The organism is Streptomyces shenzhenensis (genome assembly GCF_021462265.1).
In the GTDB taxonomy this organism is placed as follows: Bacteria; Actinomycetota; Actinomycetes; order Streptomycetales; family Streptomycetaceae; genus Streptomyces; species Streptomyces shenzhenensis.
Map to the genome: position 1 here is coordinate 15,133 of NZ_JAJONF010000026.1, position 22,616 is coordinate 37,748.

The window sequence follows — 22,616 nt, forward strand, 5'->3', positions numbered from 1 at the left end:
CAGTGGTCGGTGTCAGAGGTCAACGGCAGAGGGCCAGGGGGTTGGGCACGGACGTCCATTGCGCGGCGCCCGGGGTCTCGGACAGGCGCATGGCGATGGTCGCCTTCAGCGGCATCGTGTCCCCGAAGAACGCTGCCGCGTCCTCCTGGTCCGGCAGGGTGGCGAACACGTGGCGTCCGACCTCGGCGACCGTGCCCCACAGCGCCCGCGGCTCAGCCGCCCGGGTCCGGCCGAGGACGTCGACCAGCTCGCTGAAGACCCCGCTGACCAGGCCGCCGAAAAGCTTGGTGCGCAGCGCGCCGATGTCGTCGCCGGCGCGGGTGCCGAGCAACGGAGGCAGCGTGAAACCGTACCGGGCCAGGCGGCGCGGGCTGACCCGTACGCCGTCCAGGTCCCGGTACAGCACCCGCACCGGCCGCCCGTTCCGCAGGACGACCAGGGTGTTCTGGCCGTGTGCCTCCAGCGCCACCCCCATGGACAGCAGCGTCAGGGCCGGTGGCAGGATGAGACCGGCGAGGTCCGCCAGCCAGCGCACCGGGTCCCCCGATACCACGGCGGCTCCGGTCGCGTGCACGGCCGTGAGGGGTACCGCGATCTCCCCGGCGTCGAGGTGGCAGTCGGTCGATTCCCGGATCATGGCCGTCAGGCTCGCGGAAGGCTGTCCGTCCACGCGCACCGAGCCACCGCCCAGCTCCCGCAGGACACGCAGACTGCCGTTGTGTCCGGCCTTGTCGATGACGGCCGTGACCAGCTCGGACAGTGGGGGCCCGTCGGCGGCCTCGGCCGCGGAGATGGTGCGCCGGTAGTTGGTGACCTGGACGTCGAGCGCGGTCTTGACGTGGCAGCCGGGCAGTGCGCCCAGCGGTGCGAGGGTACGCAGCGACAGCAGCGGGCGGGCCGGGATCGTCTCCTCCACGACGACCAGGTCGCGGTGGTGGCCGAGCACGTGGTCACGCTGCCAGGGGTGCACCGGCAGCAGGAACGCGTCGCCGTCCCGCAGTGTCCGCGGCCAGTCGCCGGCGCCCTGCCAGCGGTCGGCCGGGACCCGGACCAGGGCCAGTCGGACGACCTGGTGGTGCTCGGGCGCGTAGGCGAGCACGTCGGCGACGGACATGCCGGTGCGCGTCCGGCAGCAGGGGTGCTGCGGGTGGCCGTCGACGACCGCCTGCTCGGCATCCGCCGAGTCGGCCGGGGAAACCTTCCGGTCCGCGTTCGCGGCTCTGGCGAGGGCCAGGTTGACGACGCTGTTGCCGAGTTCGGCCGCCAACCGCTCCGCCGCGGGGGTGCGCAGGCCCAGCTGTCCCAGCAGCCGGGCCGGGTCGCTGATCGGCCCCTTGGGCCCCGACACGGTGAAGTCCTGCGGAACCTGGGCAAACGGCCGCGCGCCCGCCTCGGCCGCCGAGAGCGAACCACCCCGTTGCAGCTCGACAACCAAAGATCCGGACTCACGGCGACGCGCGGTCACAGCGGGCAGGGGTTCTCGTCCGAAGGCGCCCCACAGCCGGGACAGCACGGTGGCGCGTGCTCCCGGGAGCGCGGTCGCGAAGGGTTCCACCAGGTCCGGGCGGATGCGGTGCAGTTCGTCAATGGGCATGGGGTGTCCCTGGTTCTTGCGGTGGCGGACTGTCCGGTGGTGCTCCGGTGGCACCGACCGCCCAACCGACGCTACGGGAGGACGATCAAGGGAATTGCCAGAGCGAATACAGGGAGAGGTCGCGGACACCCCCGAAACAGCGTTTCGCCCTGCGTGGTTCCGGCCGAACCGGCCGAGGACGGCGCAGGGGCCGACGCACTGGCCCTGGATCAGATTCCGGCTGTCACCTGGGAGACCGAGTGCCGGCGTCCGACGTCTTAACTCCGGGCTAACGCCACGCTGGCCAGGCCCTTGATGTCGTCAAGAAACCACGCCCTGGCGAATGAGCCGACCGGGAAGATCACTGGCTCGGGGGAGCTTGCGGCGTTTGCGCCACGCTCCGTGGCCGGTGTCTGTGAGCCTTTCGGCATGCGTGTCTTGCTGATCGAGGACGACGGCCGGGTGGCCGGACCGTTGGCGGAGGGGCTGCGCCGTTTCGGGTTCACCGTGGAACACGCCAGAACGGGGGCCGAGGGGCTCGCCGCGCCGGAGGTGGCGATGGTGCTGCTGGACCTGGGGCTGCCGGACATGGACGGCATCGATGTCTGCCGGGCGCTCAGGTCCCGCTCGTCCGTACCGATCATCATGATCACGGCCAGGGACGACGAGGTGGACCGTGTCCTCGGGCTCGAACTGGGCGCGGATGACTACGTCTCCAAGCCGTTCGGCGTACGGGAACTCGTCGCCCGGATCCGTGCCGTCACCCGCCGCACCCGCCCAGCGGTTCCGGACCCCCAGTGCGGATCTTCGAGGCCCTCGGACAGCCTCGATCACCCCGGGCCACCCGACATCCAGCGGATCGGCCCTCTGACCATCGACTGTCGCACCCGGCAGGTACGCCTGCACCAGACGTCCGTCGCCCTCGCGCCCAAGGAGTTCGACCTGCTCACCTGCCTCGCCGAGGACCCCGGCGCCGTCTGCTCCCGCCGGCAGATCCTCGACACGGTCTGGGAACCCAACTTCTTCGGACCCACCAAGACCCTGGACGTCCACATCGCCGCGCTGCGCCGCAAACTCGGCGACGCCTCATGGATCGAGAACATCCGCGGAGTCGGCTTCCGCCTCGTCCCCCCGGCACATCCCGACGCCACGTCCGCCGCGGTGCGGGCGCGCGGCGGAGAGACCCGGTGACCCGTCGCCTCCTCCTCAGCCACCTGAGCCTGATACTGCTCGTCCTGCTCGCGCTCGAAGTGCCCTTCGGTGTCTTCTACGCCCGAAGCGAGCTGGCCCGCTTCTCCCGAACGGCGGAGCAGGGGGCGATGACGCTCGCCGAGGTCTGCGAGGACAAGATGGAGCACGGACTGACAGCCGACCTGCCCGACCTCGCCCTCGCATACGGGCGGCGGACCGGCGGCACCGTGCTCGTCGCCGACCGCCGGGGTGTCGTCCTGGCCGACACCGCTGCCCACGCCGTGGCCGGCAAGGACCTGTCCGCCGAGCCGGACATCTCCACGGCACTGCACGATCACCCCACCGTCGGCACGCGCGGGGCGCCGCCCGCAGATGGTGAATTCCTCTTCGTCACCGTGCCAGGCGGGTCCAACCCCGCCGTCGCCTGTGTGGTGCGGACGGTGTACGCGCTGGGCCCGCTCAAGGCCAGGGTGCGCACCGCCTGGCTGGTCCTCGCCGCCGTCGGTCTCGGAGTCCTCGCCGCTGCCTCCCTGATCGGGTTCGCTCTCGCGCGCTCGATCACCCGCCCCGTGCAGGCCCTGGAACGCGCCACCGCGCAACTCGCCGAGGGCCGGATCACCGATCCCCCGGCCGCCGACCGCGGGCCACCGGAACTGCGCAGGCTCGCCGCGTCGTTCACCCGGACCGCGACCCGGCTTCAGCACCTGCTCCAGGCTCAGCACGCGTTCGCCTCCGACGTCTCACACCAGCTGAAGACACCCCTGACCTCACTGCGCCTGCGCCTGGAGAACTTCGAGCCGCACCTCGCCCCCTGCGCCGGCGACAGCCTCGACAAGGCACTCGGAGAGCTGGAGCGGCTCAGCCGCATGGTGCAGGGGCTGCTCGCTCTCGCACGGCTGGAAAACGCCGAGATCCGGGCAGAAGCCGCCGACCTCGATGCCGTCGTCTCCGATCGCGCGGACATCTGGACGGCCTTCGCCGACGAACAGCAGGTCGACATCATCGTGTCCGGAAGCACGTCCGTTCCGGTGCTGGCAGTCCCCGGCGCACTGGAACAGATCATCGACAACCTGCTCTCCAACGCGCTCCGCGTGTCCGCACCGGGAACCTCGGTCACGCTGGCCGTCATCACCCCTCCCGCACCAGGCACCCGCACCCCGTCCATGGCCGAACTGCATGTGATCGACCAGGGCCCCGGCATGACCGAGGCCGAACGGCACAGAGCCTTCGACCGCTTCTGGCGAGCTCCCCACGCCGACCACGACGGCACCGGCCTCGGTCTGCCACTGGTCAGGCACCTCACCCGCGCAGGAGGCGGCGAGGTCACCCTGGAGGCTGCCCCCGGCGGCGGACTCGACGCGGTCGTCCGTCTCCGGCACGCCGAATCCCGCGTTCAGCAGGATCGCCTCGTCACCACCGCGGACGTCGACACGGCGGCCCGGTCCACACCCGCGCGGTGAGGCGCGGGGGGCCTGTACGCCGATTGCGCGCCGCGAGCTCTACTCGTGTGAGCCGTATGCCCGGCGGCGCTGTCAGGGGATTCCTCGGCTTCCGTTTCCGGGAACCTTGGTCCAGCGAGCAGCTTCGCCGATTCGGACCTTGGCCTGCCTGTCCGGGCGGTGCTCAAGCTCGCCTTTGTCCGGGGGCTCAGACGCGGCGAAGGCGGACAGCGGCGGTGAGTATCTGCGCGCGGCCGGTGCGCGTGTCGGTCCAGATCGGGTGGAAGACGTCGCCGGGAGCAGCGGCCAGTCCCTGGTAGTTGCCGAGCCGGTGCGTGCTGCCGGTGTCGATCGCCTGCCGGGGATCGAAGGCCCGCGTGGTGACGCGCAGGGGCGGCCCGAAGACGGGTTGCACGGATGCGGCTCGCACCGGGTCCGAGATGTGGAGCAGGAGGGCCACGCGCGCCCTGCCGGCCTCCTGCGTCACCTCGCTTCGCGCACACCGCGAGCGGCAGGCCAGGGAACGAGACCGAACGGGCTCGGTGCGGCAGGGCAGCGGGCACGTCTTCACGCGACCGGACGGACACCCGATCGAGCCCGCCACCCTCACCCGCCACTTCAACGCCCTGCTCCGCGATGCCCGCCTACGGCCAATCCGGCCAGTAGGTGATCGGCTGATGGGCATCGCCCAGGCAGCCTCGACCGCCGCCTCCGTCTCTCGCCGAACTCGCCGCCGCTGAAGGCCGGAATCAGCCGTGCCGCTGCGCGCGGCGGTCGGCCCCGAGGCGGGCGTAGAGGCCGATCAGCTCGGGGTGGTCCACGGTGGCCGGATTGACGACCTGCTCGACGGGAGCACCCTGGAGCAGGCGCTTGACGGGAACCTCCAGCTTCTTGCCGGTGCGGGTGTGCGGGATCGCCGGCACCTCGATGATCTCGTCGGGGACATGGCGGGGTGAGGCGCCGGTGCGGACCGCCTCGCGGATTCGCTCCCGCAGCGCGTCGTCCAGTTCCCTTCCGGCCGCGAGGACCACGAACAACGGCATCCAGTAGCCGCCGTCCGGCTCCTCCGCGCCGATGACCAGCGCCTCCGCGATCTCCGGAAGCCGCTCGACGACGTCGTGGATGTCGGCGCTGCCCAGGCGTACGCCGTTGCGGTTGAGGGTGGAGTCGGAGCGGCCGTGGACGATCACCGAGCCGTGGGAGGTGAGGGTGATCCAGTCGCCGTGCCGCCACACGCCCTCGTAGGTGGAGAAGTAGGCGTCGTGGTAGCGGGTGCCGTCGGGATCGTTCCAGAAGCGCAGCGGCATCGACGGCATGGGACGGGTGACCACCAGCTCGCCGACCTGGTCCACCACCGGCCTGCCCTCCTCGTCGTACGCGGCGAGCGCGACACCCAGGCAGGGCGCGGACAGCTCGCCCGCCCATACCGGCAGCGTGGGGGCCCCGCCGGCGAAGCCGGAGGCGATGTCCGTGCCGCCGCTGGTGGACACGAGCTGGACATGCTCGCCGACGTGGTCGCGGACCCAGGGGTAGGCGGAGGCCGGCAGCGCGGAGCCGGTGCAGCCGATGGCACGGACCGCCGACAGGTCGTGGGTTGAGGGGTCGATGCCGAACTTGGCCATGCCCAGCAGGTACTGCGGGCTGGTGCCGAAGAGGGTGACACGGTGGCGGGCCGCCAGTTCCCAGAGGATGTCCGGCTGGGTGAGCAGGGCCGGGCTGCCGTCGTAGGTGCAGGTCGTGGCGCCCGTCAGGAGGGTGGAGACGACGAGGTTCCACATCATCCAGTGGGTGGTGGTGTACCACAGGAGGCGGTCGCCGGGGCCGAGGTCGGAGTGCAGGCCGAGGGTCTTGAGGTGTTCGACCAGGACGCCGCCGTGGCCGTGGACGATGCCCTTGGGCAGGCCGGTGGTGCCGGAGGAGAAGAGGACCCACAGCGGGTGGTCGAACGGCACCGGTGTACAGGCGAGTTCCTCGGTACGGGTGACCGCCTCCTCCCAGGGGAGGACCAGTGACGGGTAGTTCGACGGGAGACCGGGCAGGCCGACGTGGTCGACCAGCACGGTCGCCTTCAACGTCGGCAGCGCGCGGGCGAGTTCCAGGGCGGCCTCGCGGCGGTCGTAGGTCGTGGCGTTGAAGAGGTAGCCGTCGGCGGCGATCAGGACGGTGGGTTCCAGCTGGCCGAAACGGTCGGCAGCGGCTTGCGGTGCGTAGTCCTGCCCGCACACCGACCACACGGCGCCCAGGCTGGCGGCGGCCAGGAACGCGACGATGGCGTGCGGGGTGTTGGGCAGGTAGCCGACCACGCGATCGCCCTGTCCCACCCCGAGGTCGCGCAGGGTGGCGGCGACGGACGCGACCTGGGAGCGCAGCCGCTTGCCCGTCACCTCGTATCCGGAGCCGGTCTCGTCGAGGGCGATGACCGCCGGGTCGTCGTCGGCGAGGTTGCGCAGCGCGTGGTGGGCGTAGTTGAGGGTGGCGCCGGGGAACCAGCGGGCGCCGGGCATGGTCTCCTCGGCCAGGACCCGCTCGTACGGGGTGTCCGCGTCGATGCGGAAGTACTCCCACACCGCGCCCCAGAAGCTCTCCAGGTCGGTCACCGACCAGCGGTGCAGGGCGGTGTAGTCGCGGAGGTCGGCCTCGACGCCCCGGTGCTCGGCGGCCCAGCGCCCGAAGTCCGCTATCCGGCTTCGTCCGGTGGACTCCGGGTCCGGGGTCCAGAACGGGGTGGCGTACGGCGTGGTCATGGAGCGGCTCTCCTCGGCGAGGCGGTGGACACGGGCTGATCGGCGGACCCGGAGGTGGTGCAGAGCAGGGGCGCCCAGGCGGCGGCCGCCCCGAAGGTGGCGGCTCCGGCGGGGACCACGTCCAGGACGACGCGGTCGGGCCGCAGCAGCACGGCGTCGGCACGCCCCGCGCGCAGCCAGGCGGCGAGTGTGCCGTCGTCATCGACAGCGTGGACGTCGACGACCCGCGCGCCGAGGGCGTCGGTGAGCGCGCGCACGCCGGGCGCCAGCGGTACCGCGGTCAGCACGGTGAAGGAGTCACCGAGGAGATCGTCGAGGCGAACCCGCTGTCCGTCCCCGGTCGTCACCAACGGTTGCGGGCAGTGCGTACCGCCGAGCCGGCTACGGCGAACGAGCGGGCCGACGTGCAGCGGGCGGCCGAGATCCCGGCCGGCCCTGGCCGTCACTCCGGGTATGCGGCAGACCATGGCGACGGCGGCGCGGCGCAGGGCGGCCGCGCCGTCCTGACCGCCCGTCATGGCCCAGCCGGTGGCGACCGCGAGGCGTATCACATGCCGGGTGTGCGGCTTGCGTTCCCGCTCGTAGGTGTCGAGCAGACGCTCGTCGCCGCCCTGTCGCAGTACCCGGGCGAGCTTCCAGCTCAGGTTGTAGGCGTCCCGCAGCCCCGAGCACAGGCCCTGCCCGACGAACGGCGGGGTGAGGTGCGCGGCATCGCCGAGCAGGAAGACGCGGCCGTGGCGCCAGCGGTCCGCGATGCGGGCCCGGAAGGTGTACTGGGCCTGCCGGATGACGGAGAAGTCGTCGACGCGGGAGAGGTCCACCCACGGCATGACCAGTTCCCGCAGCAGCGCGTCGTCGAGGACCTCACCTTCTTTCAGCCGGAACTCCCAGCGGTAGCGGTCCTCGCCGACCCGCATGAAGGTGGCCGGGCGGTGCGGGTCGCAGACCTGGTCGACGCCTTCCCAGCAGCGGACGGCGGCTTTCGTCGTCACGTCGATGACGGTCCACTCCTCCTCGAAGTGCAGGTCCTGCCAGCCGGCGCCGACGGCGTCGCGGGTGAGACCGTTCGCACCGTCGCAGCCGAGGACCGCCTCGGCCCGCAGCTGGTGCTCGCCCTCCTCGTCGCGGTAGGTGACCCGGAGCGGACCGTCGCCGGTCTGCTCGACGCCCGTCACCTCCACACCCCCGCGCAGCTCGGACTCCGGGCGGCGGGCCAGCGCCTCGCGCAGCAGCCGCTCCAGCTCGGGCTGGTCGAACATGCTGGTCTGCGGGAAACCGTGGTGGCCCCGCGCGGTCCGCCGGAACTCGGCGATCACGCGGTGCCGGGCGTCCAGCAGTCTGAGGCCGTGCGCCGGACGGGCGACGGCGGTGAACTCGTCGGCGACACCGGCGGCCTGGAGGATGCGGCGGACCTCGTCGTCGGTGGCGACGGCGCGCGGCAGCGGGTAGATGTCGTGGTGGCGTTCGAGGACGACGGTCCTCACCCCGCGCCGGGCCAGCAGCAGTGCGGCGGTCACCCCCACCGGCCCGGCTCCGACGATCACCACGGGTACGTCTGCCGAGTGGGACTCGACGGTCATGTGCGGCTCGCTTCGGGTCTCAGTGCGCGTCGGCCACGGGCGTGCGCTGCTCGCCCAGGTCGATCCGGGCGTCCGGGGTGGCGATGGTGGCGGTGACGACGTCACCGGCGTGCAGGTAGTGCGGGTTCTTCGCCTGGCTCTTGAAGAACGCCTTCCACTTCACCGCGGGCGGCAGCAGCGCGCCGATCTTCTCGACCGCCTTGGGCGGGGCCTTGAGCGCGGTGCCGCCGGGGGTGCCGGTCAGCAGCAGGTCGCCGGGGTCGAGGCACTGGAAGCGGGCCAGCAGGGTCAGCGCCTGCGCCGGGCGGACGATCATGTCCGCCAGTGTCCGGTCCTGACGCAGTTCGCCGTTGACGCTCAGCTTCAGCCGCAGGTCGAGGAGACGGGTGAAGTCCTCCGGCTCCAGCAGGGCCAGGTAAGGACCGGTCGGCGTGAAGGTCGGGTACGACTTGCTCTCGTAGAACTGGGTCCTGGTCAGCTGTACGTCGCGGGCGCTGACGTCGTTGGTGATCACGAGTCCGGCGACGTACGACGGCAGGTCCGGCTCCTCGACGACGGTGCCCACCGGCAGCGGCGCCCCCATGACGAGGCCCAGCTCGATCTCGTAGTCGAGGAACTGCACGTGGGAGGGCCGGACGACGGCGTCGGCCGGTCCGCTGACGGATCCGGACGCCTTGCGGAAGAAGGCGGGCGGGATGTCCCCGGTGAAGCCCGAATCGCGTGCGTGGCTGCGGTAGTTGACCATCTGGGCGACCACGCGGCAGGGGGTGGTGACCGGCGAGAGGGCGGCCAGGTCGGCGACGGGGGTGCCCGTCTCGGCGGAGGCCGCGGCCTCCCCGACGGCGGCGCGGTCGGCGAGCAGCTCGGCGGTGGTCGTCGCCTTGGTGCCGACGGGGACGGCGCGGTCACCGCGCACCACCCACCAGCCGTCGGCGGTACGCAGGACATTGGTGCTCATGAGTTCACGGCTTTCAGCAGGCCCAGCAGGCGGGCGGGGTCGAGTTCGTTGTCGCCGCGCAGGGCTTGCAGTACCTCGCGCAGCTTGGCGGGCGACGGCGTGGCGCCGAGGAAGTCGCGGGTGGCGGGCGGCCCCCACTGGGCGAGGCCGCTCGTGGACATGGGCGCCCAGCCGGGTTCGACGTCGTGGGAGAACAGGTCGCCGTCGGCGAAGTGCTCCAGCATGAAGTGGTCGGGGTCGCGCCAGTAGTCGAAGAGCTGGCTGCCCTGGATGTGCCGGCCGATGCCCCAGCTGCGCCGGTAGCCGCGCTCGCCCAGGTACTCGCCGCCGGCGGCGATCGAGTCCAGGTCCGTGACCTGGTAGGCGGAGTGCACATAGCCGGTGCCCGGTCCCAGGTGCATGGCGAGGGTGTGGTGGTCGACGGCCCGGCTGCCCTGGTCGCAGCGGATGAAGGCCATCGTCGGACCGCGCCCGCGCTGCCCGTCCAGGAACAGGAAGTCGGACACGATCATCCCGAGGGTGTCCAGGTACCAGTCCAGGGCCCTGGCGAACACCCTTGTCTCCAGCACCACATGGCCCAGCCGCTGGATCCGGGACGGCTCGCGGGGCGGGCGCTGGGTGGCGTTCGTACGGCGGTGGTCGGTGCCGAAGTTGAGCAGCAGCGGCTGCTGGCCCGGCAGTTCGGGCAGTTGCCCGGCGCAGTGCACCACCCGCACGGGGAAACCGGACGGGTCGAGCAGATCGACCACCCCGCCGCCGCCCGGCACGTCGGAGTCCCGCACGGGCCTGTCCGTCGCCCGGGCCAGCCGGTCCAGGTCGGCGCGCTCGGCAGCGCGGAACGCCGGGCCGATGAAACGTGAGGTCCGGCCGCGCCGGATCACCATGCAGGGCGAGCCGGCGAAGGTGCCCCGCAGCCACAGCTCCCGTTCCGTGCGGGCGGCGGTCTGGAAGCCGAAGTCGCGGGCGAAGACCTCCGCCCGGTCCAGGTCGGGCTTCTCGAACTCCAGCCAGGCCAGGTCGGCGACCTTGATCACGGGGTTCCGCGACCGGCCGGGGTGCTCGCCGCGCAGGGCGCCCTGCTCGCTGTGCAGATCCTGATGGGGTGTCGCGACGGCGGCTGTGGCCACGCGTGTTTCAGACATGGTGCCCTCCGAGCAACATTGCCGTAATGAGGAAATCATCATCTTTGACAGAAGGTTCGTCAATAGAAGGACCGAAGGAAGAATGATGGATTCATCAGAACTGTGGTGAGTCTGGATGCGGCGGCTAGACTTCGTCGCATGCCCACGTCAGCCCCGCCCAGCAACCGGTTCGAGCGACGCCGTGCCGAGACCCGCAAGGCGCTGGTCCGCGCCGCCCGCCAGATCCTCGCCGAGACCGGGGACACCAGCGCCAGCATCCAGCTGATCGCCGAGCGCGCGGATGTCGGCTTCGGCTCCTTCTACAACCACTTCGAGTCCAAGACGGAGCTGTTCGAAGCGGCGATCGTGGACGCCCTGGAGGAGTTCGGCCAGGCCTTCGACGAGCGTCTGGCGGGGATCGACGACCCGGCGGAACTCGTCGCCGCCGGCTTCAGGCTCAGCGCCCGTATGGCCGACTCCCAACCGGAACTCATGCAGGTGGTACGCCATCGCGGTCTCGGTCATCTCTACTGCGACAACGGCCTGTCCAGGCGGGCCCTGCGCGACCTCCAGGCCGGCATCGCCGCCCGCCGCTTCACCGCCGTGGAACCGGTCGTCGCCCTGTCGGCGCTGGGCGGGACCCTGTTGTCCCTCCTGGAACTGAGGTTCGCCCGCCCGGAACTCGACGGTGACGAGGCCGCCTCGAACCTCGCCGAGATGGTCCTGCGCATGCTGGGCGTCCCGCCGGACGACGCCCACGACGTCGCCCGGCGACCGCTGCCCGAACTGGACTGAAAGGCCGGCACCCGGCCTCTCGAAAGGCACTTCCCATCGCCAGGTCGCAGACCCCCGGCACTGGCCGAGCCGGCACGTCAAGCCGTCCGGCCGGCGGTGCCGGACCGCGCGATGCCGTCCCGTGCCGCGCCGTCGGGCCGGAAGGTGACCGAACCGCCTGAGATGCGGGCGGTGAGTCCCTCGGCCGCGCTGGTGAGCGAGCGCAGCCGCAGACCGCTGGGGAGGTTCCGCCGCCGGATCGGCTGCGCGAAGACCTTGTCGAGCGACTGACCGCCGGCGTCGGGCAGCGCTCCGCCCGTGACCTTGAAGCCCCTGCGGACGACGCGGTTGCCGGAGACCGCGGTGACGCTCGTCGTCACGGTGACCTGGCACCCGAAGGGCAGCGGCACCACCGCGCTCACCCGACCGGGACGGTCCCCCTGGGAGACCTCCAGGCCCAGGCTGTTCGACAGGTCCGAGTACGACAAGCAGGCGGTCGCCTCGGTGCTCCGGGCCCGCGCTTCGCTGCCGTCGCCGGACTTGGCCAGCCCGTTCAGACGAAGGGAGAGTCCGGCGGCACCTCGGTACGGGAAGGAGCGGGGCAGCCGAGATATTTGCACGTCTACGGGCAAGAAACTAGTCTGCTCATCGATGTGCAGAACTCATTACCCGGGAGTCCCCGTGCCCTTCCTTGCCACCACACCCGTCGAGAAGATGACCGGGCCGTACGCACGGCGCTGGTGGGCGCTGATCGTGCTCTGCCTGAGCCTGCTGATCGTCGTCATGGCGAACACGTCACTGATCGTGGCGGCCCCTGACATGACGAGGGACCTGGACCTGAGCAGCAGTGACCTGCAGTGGGTCATCGACGGCTACACCGTCCCGTACGCCGCGCTGATGCTGGTCCTGGGCGCGGTGGGCGACAAGTACAGCCGTCGCGGCGCCCTGATCACCGGCCTGCTGGTCTTCGCGGCCGGTGCTGTGACGGGCAGCCTGGTCGACGAGACCGGCCTGGTCATCACCGCCCGCGCGATCATGGGCGTCGGTGCCGCCGTGGTCATGCCGGCCACGCTGTCCCTGCTGGTGGCCATGTTCCCGCGCGGCGAGCGCGTCAAGGCCATCACGGCCTGGTCGGCGACGTCCGGCCTCGCCATCGCCGTCGGCCCGCTGATCGCCGGCTGGCTGCTGGAGCGCCACGCCTGGGGCTCCACGTTCCTGATCAACGTGCCCGTCGCCGTCGCCGCCGTCCTCGGCGCGCTGACGCTGGTCCCCCCGTCCAGGGCGCGGGACATGGGCCGGATCGACTACGTCGGCGGGCTGCTGTCGATCGTCTCCATCGGTTCCCTGGTCTACGCGACCATCGAGGGCCCGCACTTCGGCTGGGGCACCGGCCCGATCACGGCAGCCGTCGTCGCCGGAACCGGCCTGCCGGCCTTCGTCGCCTGGGAGCTGCGCCACCCGAACCCCATGCTGGACGTGCGCAAGTTCGCCGAGCGGCCGTTCAGCGGCTCGATGATCGCGGTGCTGTTCTTCTTCTTCGGCACCTTCGGCGCGATCTACTACTCCACCCAGTACTTGCAGTTCGTCCTGGGCTACGGGCCGCTGGAGACGGGCGTACGACTGCTGCCGCTGGCCGGTGCCGTCGTCGTGGGCGCCGCGATCACGGGGCGCCTGACGCCGAAGCTCGACGTGAAGCCCATGGTGGTGACCGGCATGGTCATCGGAACGGCCGGCGTCTTCCTGCTCACGCAGATCGACAAGGGCTCCACCTACCCGGCCTTCCTGGCTCCGATGATGATGCTGGGCTTCGCCATCGGCCTCAGCGTCTCCCCCGCCACCGACACCATCATGGGTTCCTTCCCCGAGTCCGAACTGGGCGTCGGCGGCGGAGCCAACGACACCTCGGTGGAACTGGGCGGTTCCCTCGGTATCGCCCTGCTCGGCTCCCTGCTCGGGACCGCCTACCGGGACAGGCTGACCGACCTGGTCGGCGCCCGCCTCCCGGCCGCGGCGCTGGACACGGCCAAGGACTCGGTGGGAGGCGGCCTGGCGGTGGCCCAGGAAGTCGCGAAGAACCCGGCTGCCGGCGGCCCCCAGCAGGCGCAGGCGCTGGTCGACGCCGTCCACGAGGCCTTCGCGCACAGCATCGCCCGGACCAGCCTGGTCGGCGGAATCATCATGGCCGCCGGGACGGTGATCGTCCTGGCGGTGCTGCCCGGCCGTGCGCGCCAGGCGAAGCCCGCCTCACCGGACGCGGCGAAGACGCCTGCCGAGCAGGCCGAGACCGTGGGCGCCGTCTGAGCCCACGCGCGGGGACGGGTCGTGCCCGAGCGGCGTACGGCCCCGGACGGTGCAGGTCGGAGAACCGGCACCGTCCGCACGCCCCACGGCGCCGACGCGGTAGCAGAGCGGTAGCAGATCGTCCGGCGCCCCCAGCACCGTCGCGCCCGTCGGTCCACCAGCTTCCCCCGCACGGAACGCGGGAGCGGACAAGATCCCTCAGACTCCGGCGAGGACGGCGGCTCAGTCGCCGTCCGGGGACGCCACGACCACCGTCGACGCGATGTCCTCGACCACGGCGCACGCCCGCTCCTCGGGCACGCCGACCGCGATGAGCGTGGTGATGGCGACCCGGGTCCCGCCGTCGTCCTCCAGCGCCCCGGTGTTGACCGCCTCCAGCAGCGCGACCGTCATCGCCTCCAGACCGGCGCTCAGCACCGCGGCCGGAAGATACGAGTGGATCACGCCTTCCCGCTGCCCACGCTCCAGAACGGCCGTGGTCGCCGCGCGGGCCGGTGCCAGCACCTCGGCCACCCGCTGGGCGCCGAGATCCCGCTTGGCCAGCGCCAGGAGCAGGCGGTAGCGGTCGCCCACGGGCCACATCGAGAGCACGAGGCGCGTCAGCGCCCGCTCGACCGACTCCCCCTGCGCGCGCTCGACACCGGCGGCCACCGCGGACCGGACCGTTCCGGAGGCTTCGTCGGCGAGGGCCTCCAGCAGCGCGGCGCGCCCGGGGAAGTGCCCGAACAGCGTGCGCCGTACGACACCCGCGGCGCGCGCCAGCTCCTCCAGCGTCAGGTCCGGGTTCCGCCCCAGCTCCCGGCGGGCCGTGGCCAGGATGCGCGCTCGGTTCGCCCGGGAATTGCGGCGCAACGGCTCACGGGCGACTGGCTTGGACACGGAGACCTCGATGGATCAATGCGGTGCGGCACGCGGAGGACCGGACAGGGAGCACAGGCATTCTCGCACGGAGACCCGTCACCCCATCCGGCGCCCGAGCCGACCGGGGACCACGTCCACCCGTCTCCTCCCGGACCCTCACCCGCCCGGCCGGCGGTGACGAACCCTCACCGCCAGGGCTCCTTCCGCGGCTCCGGATTCCTGGCCGCCGCCGGCGCAGCGCCTCCGTCACCTCGACGGCCGGCGCACGGATCGTCGCCCTCAGCGCGTGAGCGGGCCCGGACCGGCCGCCGGAGCGCCGCCAAGAGTTCACCGCCTGTCCGCTCGCCGACCGACTCCCAGGCCAACCAGGACGGCCAAACTCCCGGCCGAGCCGATCATCGCCTGCCGCCCGCGCCCGCCGTGAGCCGCACCGCTACCCCCCACCGGCCGCTGACCAGTTGTGTGCCTGGAACGTCCAGGCCGCTCGACCGTGAGGGAGAAACCCATGAGATCGTGGCGCCACGCCGTGTCCACCTCCGCCGCCCTTGGCCTGATCACGCTCGCCGTGTCCGCCGGGACGGCCTCCGCCGGCCCGCACGCCGCGGACGCCCACGACAAGCCGTTCACCTTCGCGGTGATCGGCGACATGCCCTACGGCAGCGCCGAGATCGCCGACTTCCCGCACGTCATCAGCCAGATCAACGCGGACCCGGACGTCACCTTCGTCTCTCACCTCGGGGACATCAAGAACGGCTCGACGGCGTGCAGCGACGCGTACTTCGACATGGTCAAGTCGGAATTCGACCAGTTCAAGGACCCGCTGGTGTACACGGTGGGCGACAACGAGTGGACCGACTGCCACCGGCCGAACAACGGCTCGTACAACCCGCTGGAACGCCTCGCCAAGATCCGCCAGGTCTTCTTCCCCCGCCCCGGCCGGACCCTGGGCCAGAAGAGCGTGCGGGTGACCTCGCAGGCCGACGAGGGCGTCCCGGAGAACGTCCGGTACACCCGGGCCGGCGTCGCGTTCGCCGCGGTCGACGTGGTGGGCAGCAACAACAGCATGGCGCCGTGGACCGGTAACACCCAGCCCACCCCCGAGCAGGCCGCAGAGGTACTGGCCCGTACGGCATCGGTGATCGGGTCCATCCACGACACCTTCGCCTCGGCGCGCAAACATCACGACAAGGCCGTCACCCTGATGATGCAGGCCGACATGTTCGACCCCACCGTCAGTGATCCCTCCTACGCCGACTACTACGCCTTCCAGCCGATCGTCGCCGCCATCGCCCGCGAGTCGGCCGCCTTCGACGGCCCGGTCTACCTCTTCAACGGCGACAGCCACGTCTACAACAGCGACCAGCCGCTGGCCGCCGGCTCCTCGTGGCTGTCGTTCTACCACCTGGCCACCGCCGTGCCCAACCTGCACCGCGTCACCGTCGACGGCTCCAGCAACGCCAAGGACTACCTGAAGGTCACTGTCAAGCCGCACACCCCCCAGGTCCTCGACTGGACCCGGGTTCCCCTGGCGGGCTCCGGCGCCTGACACGCGGGTGCGTCGGCGGCCGGCCCCGGGCGACGGCCGGCCGCCGACGCCGTGCTCATGAGGTGCGGCGAATGTCCTCCCACAGCGGCGTCAGCCGCATGAGCTGCTCGTCCCGCCAGCGAACCCGCTCTTCCCATCGGTCGAGCGGCAGGAGTGTGCGGCGCTGCTGTACCGCGGCCGACACCAGGTCCGGCGTCCACGGGTCGTCCTGACCGCGTTCGGCGCCCATGCGCGCGTACGCGGGTCCCATCTTCTCCGCGTGCGAGGCGAGACCGCCGCGGGTGTTGAGGTCGACGGTCTCGAAGGGGCCGATGAGACTCCACCGGCGCCCGAGACCGCTGCGGACGACCTCGTCGATCTCGTCGACGGTCGCGATCCCGTCCCGCAGCAGGCAGTAGGCCTCACGCAGTATTGCGCCCTGGAGACGGTTGAACACGAACCCTTCCGGTTCGTGGCAGACCGTGACCGGGCGCAGTCCCGCGCCGGTGTAGAGGGCACGGGCGCGCTCGACGGCCCACGTGGCCGTGCTGGGTGAGGGGACGAGCTCGATCACCGGGATGAGGTACGGCGGGTTGCCGGGGTGGCCGACCAGAATCCGCTCCCCCAGTCCCTCGGGCAGGTCCGCCGCGACGAGACTGGGGCGTATCGCCGAGCTGGAGCTGGCGAACACCGCTTGGCCGGGCGCGCTGCGGGCCGCGCGCCGGATCAGGTCCTGCTTGACCTCCACCCGCTCGGGGGCGCATTCCTGCACCAGCGCCACACCCGCCACCGCCTCTGCCAGGTCTTGGGCGCACGTGACCCGCGCACGCACCGCGCCCGGATTCCCGACCAGGCCGTGCTCGGACAACTGGTCGAGGCGATCGGAAAGTTCGGCGCGGGCGCGCTCCAGAGCGGCGGGAAACGGGTCCCACACCCGGACCTCGTGGCCGGCCCTCGCGAAGACGATCGCGAAGGCGACCCCGATGGAGCCGGCGCCGGTGACGGCGATCGGCTCCATCGGGCGGCTCGTCGGTGTCGCGGCGGTGGCCGTCACACCGACCACCAGGTGCGGTCGTCGGCGTGGCCGCGCCGGAGGATCTCGACGACGGACTCGTGGGTGAGGTCGCGCGGGTTGTTGGCCGTGAGGCGGGTCGCGAGCATCGCCTGGTCTGCCACGTAGGAGAAGTCCTTCGGGTCCAGGCCGAGCGTCCTCAGGTCGGTCGGGCAGCCGACGGTCTCCAGCAACACCTCGACGCGGGAGATGCCGGCCTTCGCCTGGTCCAGCGGGGACGCCTGGGGGTCCGCGGCACCGAGCAGTGCTCCGATCTCGGCGAATTCCGCGATCCGGGCCGGGAGGTTGAAGCGCATCACGTACGGCAGGAGGGCTCCGACACCGAAGCCGTGCGAGGTGTGGGTCAGCGCTCCGATCGGGGACTGGATCGCGTGCGCGGCGGCGGTGCCGGCGGTGTTGATGGCCATGCCCGCGTTGTAGGCGGCCAGCATGGTCGCGGAGCGTGCCTCGATGTCGGACGGGTCGGCGACCACGCTCTCCAGGGACGTGTTGAGCAGAGTCAGTCCGCTGCGGCAGAAGATGTCGGTCAGCGGGTTCTTCCCGATGTAGAGATGGTTGGCCAGGAACTCCGGCGTCACGTCCTTGACCCGGTCGGTGAACGTCTCGACCAGGTGGGTCAGCGCGTCCGCCGCGGTGGCCGCGGTGAGCGCCGGCGGGCAGGAGACGGTGAGTTCGGGGTCGATGACGGCGGCGTAGGCCTCCAGATGCGGGCTGGCCACGCCGATCTTCATGCCCCGGTCCCGGTCGAAGACGACCGAGACGCAGGTGACTTCGGCGCCGGTACCGGCCGTGGTGGGTACGGTGACGACCGGGAGCCCGGGACCGGGGACGAGGAATTCGCCGTAGTAGTCGCGGACGTCGCCGCCGTGGGCGAGGACGGCGGCGGACACCTTGGCCAGGTCGAGGCAGGAGCCGCCGCCGACCGCGAGCAGCACGTCGACGTCGGTGTCGCCGTAGCGGTCGACGACGGCGAGCACGTTCTCGCGGGGCAGGTCCGGCTCGGCCTCGGAGAACACCGAGACCGTGATGCCCTGTCCTTCGACGGCGGTCACCAGGTCCTTGAATTCGGTCACCTGCGCCATCCGGGCGTCGGTGACGACGAGGACGTGGTGTCCGATCCCGGCCAGGAGACGGGGCAGGTGGCGCCGTTCGCCGGGACCGAAGACGACGGTCCTGGGCTGGCGCAGGACGCCGAGGGAGCCGACGTGCGCGGTCACAGGCCCGCCTCCGTCTCGTTCACGGTGATGGCGAGGTACTTGGGTTCGAGGAACTCGTAGATCGCCTCGTGTCCGCCTTCCCGGCCGAGGCCGGAGGCCTTGAGGCCGCCGAACGCCGCCGCGGGGTCGGCCATGATGCCGCGGTTGATGCCGACCATGCCGAAGTCGAGGCGCTCGCTCACGGCGATGGCGCGGTCCACGTTGCGGGTGAACACGTACGCGGCGAGCCCGTACGTGGTGTCGTTGGCGGCCTTGACCGCCTCGGCGGCCGAGTCGACGGTGTAGATCGTCGCGATGGGGGCGAACAGTTCCTGATGGCACAGGTCGTCATCGGGCTCTGTCACCGAGAAGACGGTCGGTTCGAAGAAGTATCCGTCGCCCGGCACTTCCCTGCCGCCGGTCAGCAGGGTCGCGCCGATCCCGGAGAAGCCGTCGACGAGTTCCTTGACGGTGTCGCGCTGCCGGGCCGAGATGATCGGGCCGACCTCCGTGGCCGGGTCGAATCCGTCGCCGACCGTCAGCTTCTCGGTCAGGGCGACGAACTTGGCCGTGAACTCCTCCGCGACACTGCTGTCGACGATGATCCGGTTGGCCGCCACGCACGCCTGACCGGCGTTGCGGAACTTGCACACGATCGCCTGTTCGGCCGCCAGGTCGAGGTCGGCGTCGTCGAGCACGATGAACGGGCCGTCGCCGCCGAGTTCCATCGAGGCGTTGGTGATGTTCGCGGCCGCCTGGCTCAGCAGGGTGCTCCCCACACCGGTCGAGCCGGTGAAGCTCACCTTGCGCAGGCGGCTGTCCGCCATGAGCGCCGCCGACACCTCGGACGAGGTCGTGGTGTGGACGAGGTTGACCACGCCCGCCGGGAAACCGGCATCGTGCAGCGCCTGTACGAACAGCGCACAGGTCAGCGGGGTCTCCTTCGCGGACTTCACCACCACCGTGCATCCGGCGGCGAGGGCCGCGCCGGCCTTGCGGGCGATCATCAGCAGCGGGAAGTTCCACGGAGTGATGAGCAGGCACGGGCCGACCGGCTGGTGGGTGGTGACGACGCGGTAGGCGCCTCGGGAGCCGTGCGCGTAGGTGCCGTGCAGGTGGGCGATCTGTTCGGCGTACCAGAGGAAGAAGTCGGCCGAGAGCTGGAACTCGCCCCGGGCCTCGCCCAGCGGCTTTCCGCTCTCCAGCGTCATGGTCTCGACGACGGCGTCGGCACGTTCCAGGAGCAGCCGGTGCGCGCGGTGGAACAGGTCGGCCCGCTCGCGCGGGAGCACGTGGCGCCAGGCGTCCTGGGCGGTGACAGCGGCGTCGAGCGCGGCGCGGGCCTGCTCCACGGTGCCGTCGGCGACGTCGGCGATCGGCCGGCCGTCGGCGGGGTTGACGACCGGGAACGTCTCGGCGGCGTGGGTCCACGCACCGTCGATGTACAGATCGACGGGGATCTCCCGTCCGCGGACCTGGGCGGTGACCGGCGCGGTCGGTGTCGTCATGGAAGGGGCCTCCTGTGTCGGCGGGAGCGGTGCGGCGGCGGCCGACCGGCTCGGGTGGGGCTGCCGCCGTTACGGCAGGCACGTTCCCGCGCTGTCGTATTACCGTCATCTGGTATTACGCTACGGCCCAAAGTGCTGGATCTGGCCAGGTGCATCGATTTGAGACAGTGCCTCACCAGCCCGAGAGCCGTGGGCCCGGCGACCAACAGTGAGAGGCCGAGAACCCGTCATGAGCACTTCGAGACTGACTCGACATGCGGCACCGCTGCGGCAGCAGATCACGCGTCTGCTTCGTGAGGACATCCTGAGCGGGACCTTCCAGCCCGGCGACGCCCTGCGCGAGAGCGCCCTGTGCGAGGCCTACGACGTCTCACGCACCGTGGTCAGAGAAGCGCTGCGCCAACTGGAGGCGGAGCGGCTGGTGACGGTGGTCGCCCACCACGGACCGGTCGTGACCGTGCTGACGCCGCAGGACATCGAGCAGATCTACGAGGTACGGCGCGCGCTCGAGGGCCTGGTGGGCGAACTCTTCGTGGCACGCGCGTCGGAGCGGGTGAAGAAGGAACTGCGGGCACTCCTGATCGAGATGGAGACGACCTACCTCAGGGGCACTGTCACGACACGGGAGGAGGCGAACGAGCGGTTCTACGGGCTCCTGCTCGAAGGGGCCGGCAACCCGGTCCTCGCCGAGGACGTCGCTCGCGTTCACGCTCGGATCCAGATCTTCCGCCGCTACGCGTTCGTCGACGACCGACGGGCGCGGATCTCGTTCGAGGCGTTCGGCCGCATCGTCGAAGCCGCGGCTGTCGCGTGCGATGCCGCCGCCGCGCGAGCCGCGTGCGAGCACCATGTCCAGGGCGCGGCGGCGCTGGCCGTCGAGGAGTATCGCCGCCGCCTGGCCTGAGGCTGTCGGCGGCTCGCCCGGTCCGGCTTCGACGCCCGTCGTTCTTCCTCGCATCACAGGATGGTCGCGAAATGGCGCTTTCCGCGCCATGTCGCCTTATGCTCCGGCTCTGCACCAGGGAGGGAAAGGCATGTCGACTGGGCCAGTCAACGCACTCAAAGACGAATGGTTGACCGGCAACACCGACCGCATCGATGTGGCGCCTGCGCTGCTGAGATCCTGGGAGCGTTCCCGGGAGGCGCTCGGTGTGCCGACCAACGTCCGCGAGGTGCCGCATGTCGCGGAAGATGAGCTCGATCAGTATCTCCTGGATCTTTTTCAGGCGCCGATGTCACGTTTCTCCGCCGACCTTTCGGGCACGGGCGTCGGCCTTCTGCTCGCGGACGCCCAGGGCCGCATCCTCGGACGCTGGGCCGCGGACCATGACGCATCGCGCCATTTCGACAGGGTCGGAACCGACCGCGGAGCCGTCCTGGACGAGTCGCTCGTGGGCACCAACGGCGTCGGTACCGCCCTGGCGACCGGGAGTTGCGTCCAGATCACCGGCGCGGAGCACTACGCGGACATGTACAGCGACTCCGTCTGCACCGGAACGCCGATCCAGCACCCGCTGACCCGGAAGACCGTCGCCGTGGTGACGTTGTCCAGCGGGCTCATCGAGGGCCGTTCGCTGCTGCGGCCCATGGTCAAAACGGTCGCCGACCAGTTGCAGCAGCATCTCCTCGATGTGGCCTCCCCCCAGGCCCGGGCGGTCTTCCAGGCATTCGTGGGCGCCTCGAAGGCGAAGGCCGGCGCGGTGATCGGTTTCGGTCCGCAGGGACTGATCATGCAGAGCCAGGGCGCCGCCCGCCTGTCCAGCGCGGATGTCGCGGTGCTCGGAGAGCTGGCCCAGCGGCAGTCCGGCGGCCGGTTCGTCATCGAGCTCTCCGGCGGCCTCACCGAGGTCCGGCTGGCGCCGGTCGAGACGGGCGCCGGAGCGATCGTCTCCCTCCAGCGGGGCAGGACCTCGACCACCACCGCGCTGGGTCCTGCCCGTACGCAGCTGATCGGGCGCTCGCCGGACTGGATGGCCGCTCTGCACGCGGTCACCCGAAGACGGGAGGCGACGCGGCCGGTGGTGATCGCCGGCGAGCCCGGCGTGGGGAAGACGTCGCTCGCCCTGGGGCTACCGTTCCGTCCCGGCGATCCCGGACCCGGTGCTCACATCGTGATCGACACGGTGGAGCGGACCCTGATCGGCGGGAAGCGGTGGCTTCGCGGCATCGCGGAGCGGCTGCACAGCGGAGCGCCCGTCGTCGTCAAGGGCATCGACGCGCTCGACCCCGCGGCCCGGCTCGCGCTGGCCAGGCTGTTGGAGATGAGCGTGCTGAAGGGCCCGGTGATGCTCACCGCCACGCTTCGCTCGGCCGCGGAGGCCGAGGAGATGGCGGTCGGTCTCGGGACGTCCCACGTGTGGGTTCCGCCGCTGCGGGAGCGTACCGCCGACGTGCCCGCGCTGTGGCGCCACTTCACGGACCGGGCCATGCCGGGCGTCGGCCTGGAACCCCGTGCGGAGACCCTTGAGCTGCTCGTCGGCTACCAGTGGCCCCGTAACCTCAAGGAACTCCACAACGTGGTGGAGGGATTGGCCCTGGCCGGCAAACGCGGCTACGTCCTCCCCGGTGACCTGCCGGAGCGGATCCAGGGCTCCCGTACGCTGACCATGATCGAGCGTGCCGAACTGGAGGCGATCTCCAGGGCGTTGCGGGAGGCGGACGGAAACCGCTCCCGCGCCGCGGAGATACTCGGCCTGTCCCGGGCGACGATCTACCGCAAGATGAAGGCCTACAAGATCACCGACTCGTGACGGACGCCTTCGGCACGGCCGTA

The 22,616-nt window shown here is 71.2% G+C and carries 18 protein-coding genes; 7 read left to right on the top strand and 11 right to left on the bottom strand.

Annotation, left to right across the window (positions count from 1 at the left end; translation table 11 throughout):
• Window positions 1-19 precede the first annotated feature (19 nt).
• Window positions 20-1,594 carry an IucA/IucC family protein gene (locus LQ326_RS28885; RefSeq protein ID WP_234541788.1) on the bottom strand — a complete coding sequence of 525 codons (1,575 nt, stop codon included), beginning with the start codon at window positions 1,592-1,594 and terminating at the stop codon, window positions 20-22.
• Between the two features lie 408 nt (window positions 1,595-2,002).
• On the opposite strand from LQ326_RS28885, the gene LQ326_RS28890 reads away from it, so the two are divergent.
• On the top strand, window positions 2,003-2,764 hold the full coding sequence (locus LQ326_RS28890) for a response regulator transcription factor (protein ID WP_234541789.1): 762 nt from the start codon (window positions 2,003-2,005) through the stop codon (window positions 2,762-2,764).
• A complete protein-coding gene (locus tag LQ326_RS28895; RefSeq protein ID WP_234541801.1) occupies window positions 2,761-4,224 on the top strand; it encodes a sensor histidine kinase in 1,464 nt (487 codons plus the stop codon). Before LQ326_RS28890 ends, LQ326_RS28895 begins: the two co-directional genes overlap by 4 nt.
• Before the next feature lie 187 nt (window positions 4,225-4,411).
• Here LQ326_RS28895 and LQ326_RS28900 read toward each other — a convergent pair whose 3' ends face one another.
• From LQ326_RS28900 to LQ326_RS28920, 5 genes are all read right to left on the bottom strand, one after another.
• On the bottom strand, window positions 4,412-4,690 hold the full coding sequence (locus LQ326_RS28900; RefSeq protein WP_234541821.1) for a hypothetical protein: 279 nt from the start codon (window positions 4,688-4,690) through the stop codon (window positions 4,412-4,414).
• Between the two features lie 262 nt (window positions 4,691-4,952).
• The gene (locus LQ326_RS28905) at window positions 4,953-6,947 is read right to left on the bottom strand and encodes an acetoacetate--CoA ligase (RefSeq protein ID WP_234541823.1); all 1,995 of its coding nucleotides are present in this window, start codon (window positions 6,945-6,947) and stop codon (window positions 4,953-4,955) included.
• Window positions 6,944-8,527, bottom strand: coding sequence for a bifunctional 3-(3-hydroxy-phenyl)propionate/3-hydroxycinnamic acid hydroxylase MhpA (mhpA, locus tag LQ326_RS28910; RefSeq protein WP_234541825.1), 1,584 nt, complete (start codon window positions 8,525-8,527; stop codon window positions 6,944-6,946). Before mhpA ends, LQ326_RS28905 begins: the two co-directional genes overlap by 4 nt.
• 19 nt (window positions 8,528-8,546) lie before the next feature.
• On the bottom strand, window positions 8,547-9,485 hold the full coding sequence (locus LQ326_RS28915; protein ID WP_234541834.1) for a fumarylacetoacetate hydrolase family protein: 939 nt from the start codon (window positions 9,483-9,485) through the stop codon (window positions 8,547-8,549).
• Entirely contained in the window at window positions 9,482-10,627 is a 1,146-nt protein-coding gene (locus LQ326_RS28920) for a VOC family protein (RefSeq protein ID WP_234541846.1), read from the bottom strand. Before LQ326_RS28920 ends, LQ326_RS28915 begins: the two co-directional genes overlap by 4 nt.
• A gap of 138 nt (window positions 10,628-10,765) precedes the next feature.
• Here LQ326_RS28920 and LQ326_RS28925 point away from each other — a divergent pair, with 138 nt between their 5' ends.
• Window positions 10,766-11,401, top strand: a complete 636-nt coding sequence (locus LQ326_RS28925) for a TetR/AcrR family transcriptional regulator (RefSeq protein WP_234541854.1) — start codon at window positions 10,766-10,768, stop codon at window positions 11,399-11,401.
• Window positions 11,402-11,478: 77 nt separating this feature from the next.
• Here LQ326_RS28925 and LQ326_RS28930 read toward each other — a convergent pair whose 3' ends face one another.
• Entirely contained in the window at window positions 11,479-12,012 is a 534-nt protein-coding gene (locus LQ326_RS28930) for an LmeA family phospholipid-binding protein (protein WP_234541856.1), read from the bottom strand.
• A gap of 49 nt (window positions 12,013-12,061) precedes the next feature.
• Between LQ326_RS28930 and LQ326_RS28935 the strand changes: the two genes are divergently transcribed.
• Complete coding sequence (locus LQ326_RS28935) at window positions 12,062-13,681, top strand: MFS transporter (protein WP_234541859.1); 1,620 nt, start codon at window positions 12,062-12,064, stop codon at window positions 13,679-13,681.
• Between the two features lie 222 nt (window positions 13,682-13,903).
• Here the strand turns inward: LQ326_RS28935 and LQ326_RS28940 are convergent, their stop codons facing one another.
• A complete protein-coding gene (locus LQ326_RS28940; protein ID WP_234541861.1) occupies window positions 13,904-14,560 on the bottom strand; it encodes a TetR/AcrR family transcriptional regulator in 657 nt (218 codons plus the stop codon).
• 487 nt (window positions 14,561-15,047) lie between these two features.
• Here LQ326_RS28940 and LQ326_RS28945 point away from each other — a divergent pair, with 487 nt between their 5' ends.
• On the top strand, window positions 15,048-16,088 hold the full coding sequence (locus LQ326_RS28945; RefSeq protein ID WP_234541871.1) for a metallophosphoesterase: 1,041 nt from the start codon (window positions 15,048-15,050) through the stop codon (window positions 16,086-16,088).
• A 55-nt stretch (window positions 16,089-16,143) separates the two neighbouring features.
• On the opposite strand, the gene LQ326_RS28950 is transcribed toward LQ326_RS28945, so the two are convergent.
• From LQ326_RS28950 to LQ326_RS28960, 3 genes are read right to left on the bottom strand one after another with little or no spacing between them, the layout of a single operon-like run.
• Window positions 16,144-17,121, bottom strand: coding sequence for a 3-hydroxyacyl-CoA dehydrogenase (locus tag LQ326_RS28950; protein WP_234541889.1), 978 nt, complete (start codon window positions 17,119-17,121; stop codon window positions 16,144-16,146).
• Window positions 17,118-18,356, bottom strand: a complete 1,239-nt coding sequence (locus tag LQ326_RS28955; RefSeq protein WP_234541914.1) for an iron-containing alcohol dehydrogenase — start codon at window positions 18,354-18,356, stop codon at window positions 17,118-17,120. The genes LQ326_RS28950 and LQ326_RS28955 overlap by 4 nt, the downstream gene beginning before the upstream one ends.
• Window positions 18,353-19,843, bottom strand: coding sequence for an NAD-dependent succinate-semialdehyde dehydrogenase (locus LQ326_RS28960; RefSeq protein WP_234541924.1), 1,491 nt, complete (start codon window positions 19,841-19,843; stop codon window positions 18,353-18,355). Before LQ326_RS28960 ends, LQ326_RS28955 begins: the two co-directional genes overlap by 4 nt.
• A 229-nt stretch (window positions 19,844-20,072) precedes the next feature.
• Between LQ326_RS28960 and LQ326_RS28965 the strand changes: the two genes are divergently transcribed.
• Both LQ326_RS28965 and LQ326_RS28970 read left to right on the top strand, forming a co-directional pair.
• Window positions 20,073-20,747: a GntR family transcriptional regulator gene (locus LQ326_RS28965; RefSeq protein WP_234541926.1), complete on the top strand. Its 675-nt coding sequence runs from the start codon at window positions 20,073-20,075 to the stop codon at window positions 20,745-20,747.
• 130 nt (window positions 20,748-20,877) lie between these two features.
• The gene (locus LQ326_RS28970) at window positions 20,878-22,593 is read left to right on the top strand and encodes a sigma-54-dependent Fis family transcriptional regulator (protein WP_234541928.1); all 1,716 of its coding nucleotides are present in this window, start codon (window positions 20,878-20,880) and stop codon (window positions 22,591-22,593) included.
• Window positions 22,594-22,616 lie beyond the last annotated feature (23 nt).

Excerpts from the sequence above, each read along its gene's own strand:
- LQ326_RS28885 (WP_234541788.1), bottom strand. The coding sequence starts at position 1,594 with ATGCCCATTGACGAACTGCACCGCATCCGCCCGGACCTGGTGGAACCC.
- LQ326_RS28890 (WP_234541789.1), top strand. The coding sequence starts at position 2,003 with ATGCGTGTCTTGCTGATCGAGGACGACGGCCGGGTGGCCGGACCGTTG.
- LQ326_RS28905 (WP_234541823.1), bottom strand. The coding sequence starts at position 6,947 with ATGACCACGCCGTACGCCACCCCGTTCTGGACCCCGGACCCGGAGTCC.
- mhpA (WP_234541825.1), bottom strand. The coding sequence starts at position 8,527 with ATGACCGTCGAGTCCCACTCGGCAGACGTACCCGTGGTGATCGTCGGA.
- LQ326_RS28915 (WP_234541834.1), bottom strand. The coding sequence starts at position 9,485 with ATGAGCACCAATGTCCTGCGTACCGCCGACGGCTGGTGGGTGGTGCGC.
- LQ326_RS28920 (WP_234541846.1), bottom strand. The coding sequence starts at position 10,627 with ATGTCTGAAACACGCGTGGCCACAGCCGCCGTCGCGACACCCCATCAG.
- LQ326_RS28925 (WP_234541854.1), top strand. The coding sequence starts at position 10,766 with ATGCCCACGTCAGCCCCGCCCAGCAACCGGTTCGAGCGACGCCGTGCC.
- LQ326_RS28945 (WP_234541871.1), top strand. The coding sequence starts at position 15,048 with ATGAGATCGTGGCGCCACGCCGTGTCCACCTCCGCCGCCCTTGGCCTG.
- LQ326_RS28960 (WP_234541924.1), bottom strand. The coding sequence starts at position 19,843 with ATGACGACACCGACCGCGCCGGTCACCGCCCAGGTCCGCGGACGGGAG.
- LQ326_RS28965 (WP_234541926.1), top strand. The coding sequence starts at position 20,073 with ATGAGCACTTCGAGACTGACTCGACATGCGGCACCGCTGCGGCAGCAG.
- LQ326_RS28970 (WP_234541928.1), top strand. The coding sequence starts at position 20,878 with ATGTCGACTGGGCCAGTCAACGCACTCAAAGACGAATGGTTGACCGGC.